Origin of the sequence: Alistipes sp. AF14-19 (assembly GCF_003461645.1) — a bacterium.
GTDB lineage: Bacteria > Bacteroidota > Bacteroidia > Bacteroidales > Rikenellaceae > Alistipes > Alistipes shahii.
In genome coordinates this window covers 1-10,434 of record NZ_QTXM01000035.1, presented here as the reverse complement: position 1 = coordinate 10,434, position 10,434 = coordinate 1, and the positions used below count along the sequence as shown (strand labels likewise).

Below are 10,434 nucleotides of genomic sequence, written 5' to 3'. Positions count from 1 at the left end.
AATGTTTATCTTTAATTATCAATCACTGTAAACCTTTTTCAGGACGGGACAAACCATTGGTTGCAGAATTGAAAAGGGCATAAAAAAAGAGAGTGAATGATTTCACTCTCTTTCGATGAACCCTTTGTGAACCCTTTGGTCGTTTTTTGAAATAGCTAAAACTCAAGTAATTTGCATATTTTGCAAAAGAAAATCATTCGAGTATGAACCATATGTGAACCCTTTAATGGATTAGCGGGGAACACTGTTTAAGCGTCATCGCGCTTCGTTAGTAATCTGTTATTGCACTCGTTTCAAATCCCCGATAGATTGGAGTGACATTTCTATGTAGGGAATAGTTTTTAGAATATGGATGTTATCTATTGCTTCTTTACCACCCAATGCCAATGCCGATACAAGACATGGAGATTATAGAATAAAAATAATTCATCTTTCTTATTATCAGTCATTTGAATATTTTCTGTTTTTCTCTATTTTTGCCATTTTCTGTTATTCAGTACACTTTGAAATATCATTTTCTTTTGTACCTTTGCATCCGCAGAAAACAAAAGAAAATCAACTATTTAGTGTAATTACCCGGTTACGGCACCTAAATCGAGATAAAACCTCTAAACAATGGCAATGTTAGAAAATAAAACGAAAGAAAACCCCAAGCTGGAGCAAAATAAGCTCTCGGACGGTAGAATAAGCCTTTACTTAGAGTATTATTTCCTCCTCAAATTATTAAAAGTAATACTGTCAAAAAGAAATACCTTTTATTCTTACTCTTTTCGCCAGTACTTATATCTTGCAGTCAACAGAAAAAAGTTTAGTACGGTTTGGATATATAGACAAAAAACAGACTAAACTCCAAACATGGAAATTCAGATATTTTTTATACATTTCTCTTATATACAAATGATAGCCGAATTCAATTCATATATGAGTAACATAGACATAGACTTCTTCAAGGAGTTGTGTCTGAAACATGGAGAGTTACGACATTATAAAAAGAATGAGTTTATTCTCCATGAAGGTGATGCCTGTTCTTTCTTCGGGTTTATCTTATCAGGCGTAGTCAAATACAGTTGCACCAACCGGACAGAAAACAAGCCGTATAATGTCGGTTTTTCCTTTCCAAATGAATTTATAGCCGATTATCCCACTTGCTTATATGGCATGAAATCAGAATTGAATATACAGGCGATAATCCCGTGCGAGATTTACATCTGTTCTTCTACATTCTTACAGCAAAAATTCAAGGAAAATAATGAAAACCAACGGATAGCCCGTATCGCAGCCGAACAGATGTTTTTCCAATCATATTCACGTTATTTGGATTTATTCAGATTCACACCGGAAGAGCGTTACCTCCAACTTTTAAAAAAATGCCCTGCAATCCTTCAAATGGTATCACTAAAAGAAATAGCATCCTACCTTAAAATTACACCCATACACATGAGCCGAATCAGACGCAAGCAAAGTTTTGACAACAAAAAATAAACATAGGTTTAGAAATTTACATTATAACAATATTCCAAGAGTATCTTAATCTGCCAAAGAATTCTTCTTTTTATCTTTGTCTTATCTTTGGTTGGTTCAACGAAGAGACAAAATAAAGATTGAATGAGTTAAACAAGAGATTAAAAAAAAGAATATGAAAACAAAAGAAATTCTTGGAATACTTATGCTATTCCTCTGTACATTCAGCTTTATAAGCTGCGACGATGATAATGAACAGACAAATGAATTAACCCCCGAAGCACTTTATCAGACTTCATGGCGTGGAACAGGGCATTGTGAGGCTTGGACAGTACAAAATATGGGGGTCGGTATGCAATTTGTAGATACTCGGAAAGGGAAAGTAAATTGGGAAGGTTACGATGAAATTGATATTACTTATACAATAGAAGGGAAATATATCACATTTAATAGCAATGCTTTATATTTGGGTGGAGCCCCTTGGATTATCAAAAGCTATACCCAAAAACATATAACCATTATACAGAATGAAATTAGTCCAGATAAAGAGAAAGTAGCTACAATTGAATTAGAGAAAATAGATTAAACTGAATCATGGGAACATTAAGTTGCATAAATGTATGCTACAACAGAACAATGAGAACCGTGAGATTTGCAAATTGAGCAAAGAAAGTCATAAATACCTTGTAAATAAAGGAAAAAATGCAGATTCATCTAATATTCCTTTATGTGCTATTATCGGGCTGGTCTATGGGCTGAAACACAAGGAAAAGAGATTCACCTTGTTCTTTTGTATAGGATTGGTTATTGGGTTAGGATGAGCAATTTATATGCTACTGCTAATAAGGTCAATGTAAATCAAAGGAATATGAAACTGAAATATATATTGAATGCTATACTATTTGTTTTGGCATTATCTTTTTTGTCTATGTGTATATTTAAGACTACAGAGTTAAGTTTAAAATGTATGCAATTTGCTGTATCTATCTCTTGTATAGGAGCAATGTTTTCTACAAAAAGATATAGATACATATTTGCATCTATTGCTTTAATCATTATAGGAATATCTTTTTCACTTTAAATGTCCATAATAACGATAATGATTTGATTATTGAATGGTATAATAATAGTCCAGTCTACAGATAGCGACTAAAAACGGGGGCAAGGGATGCCCGAATTTGTCCTGCGGAGCTTGAAATTATCCGGGTGCGGTAAATCTCCAACTGTTGGTTGGAGATTTAAAACGGGTACAGACCGAAGTTAATCGCTTGCTTTAAACGAGCCATTTGTGAGCCATTTGTATATATTGTTTTCGGCTTATAATCAACAGTTTTACAAAGATCGCATTATACTTGTGAGCCATTTGTGAAGCGTTTATGAAGCGTATGGCAAGCCTTTGATTGAGTTTCCGTTATTCTCCTATTATCAGGTGACACGACAAAAAGAAAACATCTTCGGCAAAATCTTTGTTATGTTTTTGCAGGTGATTACATAATATACTATCTTTGCATATAGAAACAAAGGACATAAATATGGCTTCATTCAGAAAAGAGATACTTGGGCAGATTGAACGGATAGATACCGGGCGTATATTCACGTTCCGGGATTTATCGTTTGAAACGGAAAAGACCGCCAATGTTGCGGTGCTACTTTCCGAACAGAGCCGCAAAGGGGTACTGGTACGGGTTGAAAAGGGGGCGTACTACCGTCCCAAGAAATCAGTGCTGGGGCTGGGAAAGCTGCCTGTCTATCAGGATGAACAGTTCCGCTACCTGACTGAAAAACTGAACGGCTATATCACGGGGGCTTACATCTATAACAAAATGGGGCTGACCGAACAGGTAGCCACAACCATAACGATAGCCACTCCTAACCCGGTTCGCCGTTTCCGTTTCAAGAACTTGGATATAGAGTGCGTGAAAGCCTACTGCATGGTCTATCCGGATGAAAGCCTTGTCCCGTACTTGCGGCTGCTCGATGCGATAAAGGACATGAAGCGCATACCCGGAACAACCGGGCAGGACATCTACAACCGGGTCAAAAGCCAATATTTCAACGGGTACAGCCTGCCGGAACTGGAAAAAATCGTATCTTTGGCGAAAAGTTACCCGCCACGTGTCAGAAAGGTGGTGGCGGATATACTGGGCGACATCAGACAAACCGTATTGCAAACGGAAATGGCAAAGACCATTCTTCCCACGACACGGTTCAACTTGGATTATAAAACAGCATAGGACAGAAATATGAATTTACATTCGGACAAGGAAGCGTTCAAGGAAATCATCGCACTGGCGGCTGACCATTTCGGCTACGAGCAGTCGCACGTGGAAAAGGATTACTGGGTATCGAAGATACTGCGGGATATTTCCATGTCCGAATATGCGGATAAGACCTACTTCAAAGGCGGAACTTCACTTTCCAAAGCCTACGGGCTGATAGAACGTTTCTCGGAAGATTTGGACTTGTTCGTGTTCACGGGTGATAAAGGTGCGTCCAAGCAGGCAGAAAAGACATTGAACAAGAAACTTTCCAAATACATAGCCGAACTCAATAGTGACATATACAAGGAAGATTTGTCGGAAACGGGCGGTAATTACCGTAAACTGTATTTCTCGTATGACAATGTATTTCAAGGCGTGGGACTGAAAGAACATTTGGAAGTAGAGATAAAATCCTGTGACCTGCCGGACAAAAAACTGATGTTCTACCCGGCGGACAAGCGGGTTATCAAACCGATTGTGACCGCCTTTCTTGAAAGCATCGGGCAAGAGGAACTGATAAGCACCTACGGGCTGGAAAGTTTTGAAACGCAGTGTATCAACCCCCGAAAGACTATCTGCGACAAGGTTTCAAGGCTGGTAAAGCTGTCTTACAATGAGGATGCAGCCGCACTGCTGGCAAAGCATATCCGTGACGTTTACGACTTGTCGGCACTCTACCACAATCAGGGATATAACGATTACCTACATTCGGAAGATTTCTTGGATGCCATGTACCGGGTGACGATAGAGGACGGGCTAAACAAAAACTCCCGTTCGCACTTGTCGCTGGCTGATGCTCCGATATTCAAGGATGCCGAAGCGGTCATGGCGTTACCCGAAGTGGCTACGGCGTACACTACCGATTTGAAGAAACTGACTTTCGACAAAAGCAAGATGCCGCCGATAGGCAAGGCTGTGGAAGCATTGAAGAACCTGCACGAAATATTAGTGCGTTTTGAAGCCTACCGCACCAAAAAGCAAAATGAAGAACAACCGTAAAGCTACATCGGCTGTTCTTCACTCCATACATTATTATATATAGCTATTCTTCCTCCTTAATCAAGTGGCATAACTCCGGGTCGTTCTTAATCCGGGTTATCTCGTCCTCGACTATCTGCCTGACTTCCTGACGGATGCGGTCATAGTTGGCTTGTATCTCCTCCTGCATCCGGTCGTTGCCGTCCTTGTCGGTGAAGTCGATAATCTGCGGCAACTTCACGTAATGGGCGGTTTCCCGCTTCACCTTTTCGTTGTCCACCACGATTTCGCAGTGGAAAATCTTCTGCTCTATCCGTTCATCGAAGTTGTCCGCCACAGCACCCACGAACATACCTTGCGTGAGGTTGGATATTTTGCTGGCGGGTATCAGGCTGTCCATTTGGGTGCTTATCGAGGTGGATTTTTCCCGTTGGTTTATCGTCATGCTCTGCCGTTTCTGCAACACCTTTCCGAAACGCTCGGAAAGGATTTTCGCCGTTTCACCGACTACTTGACCGCTGAACACGTTACCCACAGTATTTTGGATAACCCGGCTTTCCTTGTCCCCGTAATCACGGGTAAGCTGGCTGTAATCCTGAAAGCCTAACAGAACCGCAACCTTGTTGCTTCGGGCGGTGGCAATCAAATTATCCAACCCCCGAAAATATATAGTTGGTAATTCATCTATTATCACCGAACTTTTAAGCTGACCTTTCTTGTTTATCAGCTTCACGATACGGGAATTATATAATCCCAGTGCTGCCGAGTAGATATTTTGGCGGTCAGGATTGTTGCCGACAACCAGTATTTTAGGCTCTTTCGGGTTGTTGATGTCAAGTGAAAAATCATCGCCCGTCATTACCCAGTAAAGGGCGGGTGAAATCATCCTTGAAAGCGGGATTTTTGCACTGGCAATCTGCCCCTGCAACTGTTCAACTGCCGAACTTTCCCAAGCGTCCACGAACGGGGAAAGGTAATTTTCCAGTTCGGGATAACTGCGCAAAATCGTGAATACATCAGCGTATTTCTTGTTCAACAGTTCTATGGCATGGGGAAACGTGCAATACCTGCCGCCTTGATAGATGCGCAAATACCAAATAATGGCTGCAAGCAGGATAATCGGGCTTTCCACGAAGAAGTCGCCCTGCTTGCTTATCCAGCTTCGATTGAGGTTAAGCATAATCGTGTAGCTGGCTTCATAAGCATCCGCAATGTCCGACATGAAGCTGGCGTTTATAGGGTTACATCGGTGGCTCTTGCGTGGGTCGTCAAAGTTGATAACGTAAAATTTCGGCTTGACCTTGTAGCCGTCCAAGTGGTTAAGCAAATGATTGTAAGCGATTTCCGAAAGGTCAGGAAACTTATAATCATACAGGTAGAGCGCAAAACCTTTCTCGATTTGCTGTTTTATATAATTATTTACTACTGCGTATGACTTCCCGCTGCCCGGCGTTCCTAACACGATACTCGCACGAAAAACGTTTACAACGTTAATATAGCCATTGTTCCACTTCTTCTTATAGTAGAACCGGGTAGGCAGATTTACAGAATACTCGTTCTCGATAAGCCTTGTTTCCTGCTGGAAACTTTCGTTCTCGGTATTAAAGACATCATCCATGAGGTTGTTTTTCAATAACCGGGACATCCACGTACCCGCCATGAGCATACAGATATAGCCCGCCGACAGCGTGGCGATATAAAACACAGTGTCCGCCGTATGTGGCAGCGGAAGTTCCAGCAGCCACCAGTTCAGGAAAAACAACACGACACCCGCCGCAAGGCTGCAATGTATCTTCGCCCACGTTATCTTTTCCTCTTTCACGCCCTTAGTGCCGATACACGACAGGGCGAGGAACACCACCGAAAATAGTTTTGTCCATAAGATAGACGAGAACAGCCCGGTGGTGCGCTGGAAGTTCCACAGTATCTTGTCTATCACCTCAAACGTCACTCCCCATTCTTTCAGGGTGGAGTAACAGAACCAGTACACGTTTATTCCCACGAATAGAATACTGACAGCCCGCATAAAGTCCATGACCCTTGCAAGCCCTCTCAAATCATCTTCCTGTTGCATGATTGTAATGTTTTTAAGTTAGTTGATGCGCCTTGTGCGCTTCTTTTTCTTCTTTCTCTTTTGGCGGTCGGTGTCCTGCGGCTCGTCACCGCCTGATGCACCGCCGCCCAGCAAACCGCCGAAAGCACCCAGCACGGAAGCCATGCCCGAAACGATGTCGGCTTTCGGCGTGAAGCCCGGCTGTTCCTGATGCGTGGGCTGGTCTTGCTGCGGTGCTGCCACTTCGGACTGGTGTATCTTTCCGGTTTCGCCCGAAAAACGTTCGTTGAACACGTTCGCCGAATACTCCTTACCCAAGCGTGAACCGTTCAGCACCACCCGGCTGTCGTGGTCGATGAACGTAACGCCATAGATGCGCCCGTTGTCGTTCTGACGGAATACCACATCAATGCCCTGCTTCTTTAGCTGTCGTTCCAGTTCCTTGCGGCTGCGGGCGGTCTGCATGGCAGTGGCTACAATCTTCCGGGTGCGCTCTTTCAGTTTCCCGTTCTTAATTGCTTCGCCCGATTTCTCCATTCTGCGCTGCACCGCTTCATAACCTACCGACTTGCCGATGCGGGAAGCCTTTACCGGGTTGCCCACCTTTTCGCCCTTGTCGTTCATGGCGGAATAGACAATGCCCTGATAGGGCTTGCCGTTTATCTCGCCTTTGACTTCCTCGGCGCACACGTTGTAAGCGGCAAGCAAAGCCTTGTACTCCCCGAACGACTGGAAGCGGTAGCCATAGCAAGCCGCTTTCACGGTGTTGCCGATTTGGTGCTTCACGTCCCCGGCGGCATAGTCCACCTTTTTAAGTTCGGGGCGTTCGGCACGTTCCTTTCGTTCTGCCGGGTGCAGGTTGTATTTCTGCTCCAGTTCACGGGTGATTTGCTTGCTGCGCCGATGCTCGAACTTGTCATTCAGCGGCTTGCCGTTCTCGTCCACCCGCAACCCCACGATGTGGATATGGTGGCGGTCGATGTCGGTATGCTTGTACACCAGATAAGGCTGGTCGCCATAGCCCAACTTCCGCATATACTCTTTGGCGATGTCGGAAAGCTGCCGGTCGGTCAGCACGTCTTCCGGGTGCGGGTTTATGGAAATATGAAGTATCGGCTTCTTGGTGGATAGCTGGACGGGCATCTGCATTTCAAAGCTGCGCATACACTCGCCGATAGAGAAATTCCCGTCCTCGCCCAACAGCATCCGGTTGGAGAAAAGCACCTTTGCTTCCCCGCTGTCCACCTTGTTTTGGTTGTATGCCAGTGCGCCGAACATATTGCCGCCCGTGCTTATTTTGGCAACCATAGTTCCCTGCACTCGTTTGTCAGGTCGATAACCTGACGGTTCAACACAGCCAGTTCGGTGGTCGCTTTCTCCAGTTTATAGAGAAAAGCCAGTGCCTTTTTCTCCGAAAAGTTACTATTCAGAGCCTTTACCACTTGGTTGTAATTGACCGCAACCGCCCGGAACTGGGCATAAAATTCGGTCAGCCGGGCGCAATATTCTACTGCCGATTTGTCCACTTTCACCACCCGGAACGGCTCGCCGAACAGCCGGGCGGCGATGAAACGGGACTTGCTCGTGACGCCCGACTGCTCCCATTGCGAGAGGAAGCGGGCATTCTCCCGGTCGTTCAGGTAAAGGACATGGCGATGCTTCGCCGGGTCTGCGAGGGCGGGGCGACCGCCCTTGTTGGTTCTTCTTGTTTCCATGCTTCTTTGGATTAAAAAATTACGACTTCGGAGTGATTTTTACCCCCGACAGGGGCAAGGCGTTTTCAGGCACGGAAAACGGTTCTATGTGCCATAGAACACACCTTGCTATTTTCTGACGAAAATCGAAATCCGTCACGGACGGATTGGGGTTAGCGTGGAACGGTAAGCCCAGCCATTCACCAGCCCTGTTTTACACCTGCGCCCCCTGCGGTTCGTTACTCCGCTGCAAAGTAACGGTGATTTATAATGCTGTAAAATAGGTGGTTGGTGGACAAAACGGGACAGCGCAGGACAAATCGGGACAAGGTTTTCAGGGGACGTTTTTTCTCCCTTTTTTTGCATCGGATTTCAATATTGAAAGCAAGATTGAAAGAAATATTCCAATCAGGAAAGAATGATTGAAAGCAGGATTTCAATAAAACATGATTGCAGGATTTCAATATTTCAAGAAAGAATGAAAGCAGGAAAACAAGATTGAAATAAAACAGTCTTTCAATATTTCAAGATTGCAATATGGAAAGAATGATTGAAAGCAATAAACAAATCTATCAACCAATAATGAACGGAAGCAATATGGAAAACGAGAAAACACCCCTTTATGTCGCCTTTTCCACACAAAAGGGCGGGGTCGGCAAAACCACCTGTACCGTGCTGGCGGCGAGTTACCTATACTACCTCAAAGGCTACAATGTGGCGGTGGTCGATTGCGACTACCCCCAGCACTCCATTGCCGGGATGCGCAAGCGGGATGCCGAGCAGGTCGGGGCGGATGAAGATTACAAGCGCATGGCGTATGAACAGTTCACCCGGCTGGGGAAGAAAGCCTACCCGGTACTGTGCAGTTCGCCCGAAAAGGCGATTGCAACGGCTGACGGATATATAGCCGCCGGACACGTGCCGGATATAGTGTTTTTCGACCTGCCCGGCACGGTGAACAGCGAGGGCGTGATAAACTCCCTTGCGGGCATGGACTACATTTTCACCCCCATTTCAGCCGACAAGGTGGTGCTGGAAAGCAGCCTGTCGTTCGCAATGGCTATCCAAAAGCTATTAGTGAAGAATGAAGCCTGCCGACTTGCAGGGCTGTACCTCTTTTGGAACATGGTGGACGGTAGGGAGAAAACAGACCTTTACACCGCCTACGACAAGACCATTAAGGAACTGGAACTGCCGCTGATGAAAACCTTTATCCCCGATACCAAACGCTACAAAAAGGAACTGGTGGCGGATAAAAAGGCGGTGTTCCGCTCCACGCTCTTTCCCGCCAGCCGCCCGTTGGTAAGGGGAAGCAACTTGGAAGAACTGATAACCGAAATAGTGTACTACATCAAATTAAAATGATATGGCAAAGCAAAGCGGCGGGATGCCGAAGATAGACGAGGATTTTATGCGGGAACTTATCTCGCAGGGTGTACCCGCCAAGCGGGAGAGCCAGCCGGATGATGAACCGCAGCCCGGCAGCGAAACGGAAACCGCCCACGAGGGACGGCAGGCTGAAACAGTGCAAGTAGAGAAACCGACACCCCGCAAGCGCAAGGGCGGTTCGGGCGACTACCGGGAAACCTACTTTCAGAAAGTGGAACTGGCAGACCGACAGCCCTTGTACGTGAGCCGAACCACGCATGAGAAGCTGATGCGTATCGTGACGGTGATAGGCGGGCGAAAGGTGACGGTAAGCAGCTACGTGGAAAACATTCTGCTGCGCCACTTCGAGCAGTACCAAGACGAGATAAACACCCTGTACGAAAGCCACTTCCAAAAGCCTGTCTGACTATGGTAATCTATTGCATACTTACCGGGCTTTTGGTGTACTACATCGCCCTGTGGCTGTGGTATCGCTACACGGACAGCCGGACATCACCGGGCAAAACGGATGATGCGCCGCTTCCACGAAACGGGGTTTCAGGCTACTGTCCCGTCCTGAAAAAGGTTTACAGTGATTGATAATTAAAGATAAACATTT

General features: G+C 45.3%; 10 protein-coding genes. 7 read left to right on the top strand and 3 right to left on the bottom strand.

Features of this window, described 5'->3' with window-relative positions; all coding sequences use genetic code 11:
• Nucleotides 1–855: 855 nt before the first annotated feature.
• The 4 genes from DWW03_RS16005 to DWW03_RS15980 all read left to right on the top strand — a co-directional run bounded on the left by DWW03_RS16005 (nucleotide 856) and on the right by DWW03_RS15980 (nucleotide 4,721).
• Nucleotides 856–1,482, top strand: coding sequence for a Crp/Fnr family transcriptional regulator (locus tag DWW03_RS16005; protein ID WP_004309980.1), 627 nt, complete (start codon nucleotides 856–858; stop codon nucleotides 1,480–1,482).
• 154 nt (nucleotides 1,483–1,636) lie between these two features.
• The gene (locus tag DWW03_RS16000; RefSeq protein WP_004309979.1) at nucleotides 1,637–2,047 is read left to right on the top strand and encodes a hypothetical protein; all 411 of its coding nucleotides are present in this window, start codon (nucleotides 1,637–1,639) and stop codon (nucleotides 2,045–2,047) included.
• A 946-nt stretch (nucleotides 2,048–2,993) separates the two neighbouring features.
• The gene (locus DWW03_RS15985) at nucleotides 2,994–3,695 is read left to right on the top strand and encodes a DUF6088 family protein (protein ID WP_004309978.1); all 702 of its coding nucleotides are present in this window, start codon (nucleotides 2,994–2,996) and stop codon (nucleotides 3,693–3,695) included.
• A gap of 9 nt (nucleotides 3,696–3,704) precedes the next feature.
• On the top strand, nucleotides 3,705–4,721 hold the full coding sequence (locus DWW03_RS15980) for a nucleotidyl transferase AbiEii/AbiGii toxin family protein (protein WP_118407042.1): 1,017 nt from the start codon (nucleotides 3,705–3,707) through the stop codon (nucleotides 4,719–4,721).
• 43 nt (nucleotides 4,722–4,764) lie between these two features.
• On the opposite strand, the gene mobC is transcribed toward DWW03_RS15980, so the two are convergent.
• The 3 genes from mobC to mobA are packed head-to-tail and all read right to left on the bottom strand — an operon-like array spanning nucleotide 4,765 to nucleotide 8,468.
• Complete coding sequence (gene mobC / locus DWW03_RS15975) at nucleotides 4,765–6,774, bottom strand: conjugal transfer protein MobC (RefSeq protein WP_007478174.1); 2,010 nt, start codon at nucleotides 6,772–6,774, stop codon at nucleotides 4,765–4,767.
• A gap of 18 nt (nucleotides 6,775–6,792) precedes the next feature.
• Entirely contained in the window at nucleotides 6,793–8,061 is a 1,269-nt protein-coding gene (mobB, locus tag DWW03_RS15970) for a conjugal transfer protein MobB (protein ID WP_007566686.1), read from the bottom strand.
• Nucleotides 8,046–8,468, bottom strand: a complete 423-nt coding sequence (gene mobA / locus DWW03_RS15965; protein ID WP_004309974.1) for a conjugal transfer protein MobA — start codon at nucleotides 8,466–8,468, stop codon at nucleotides 8,046–8,048. The genes mobB and mobA overlap by 16 nt, the downstream gene beginning before the upstream one ends.
• Before the next feature lie 561 nt (nucleotides 8,469–9,029).
• Between mobA and DWW03_RS15955 the strand changes: the two genes are divergently transcribed.
• From DWW03_RS15955 to DWW03_RS16730, 3 genes are read left to right on the top strand one after another with little or no spacing between them, the layout of a single operon-like run.
• Nucleotides 9,030–9,812 (top strand): ParA family protein, encoded by a 783-nt coding sequence (locus DWW03_RS15955; RefSeq protein WP_117775583.1) that lies wholly within the window; start codon nucleotides 9,030–9,032, stop codon nucleotides 9,810–9,812.
• 1 nt (nucleotide 9,813) lies between these two features.
• Nucleotides 9,814–10,242 carry a DUF3408 domain-containing protein gene (locus tag DWW03_RS15950; protein ID WP_007478184.1) on the top strand — a complete coding sequence of 143 codons (429 nt, stop codon included), beginning with the start codon at nucleotides 9,814–9,816 and terminating at the stop codon, nucleotides 10,240–10,242.
• Between the two features lie 2 nt (nucleotides 10,243–10,244).
• Complete coding sequence (locus tag DWW03_RS16730) at nucleotides 10,245–10,415, top strand: hypothetical protein (protein ID WP_181989639.1); 171 nt, start codon at nucleotides 10,245–10,247, stop codon at nucleotides 10,413–10,415.
• Nucleotides 10,416–10,434: the final 19 nt, after the last annotated feature.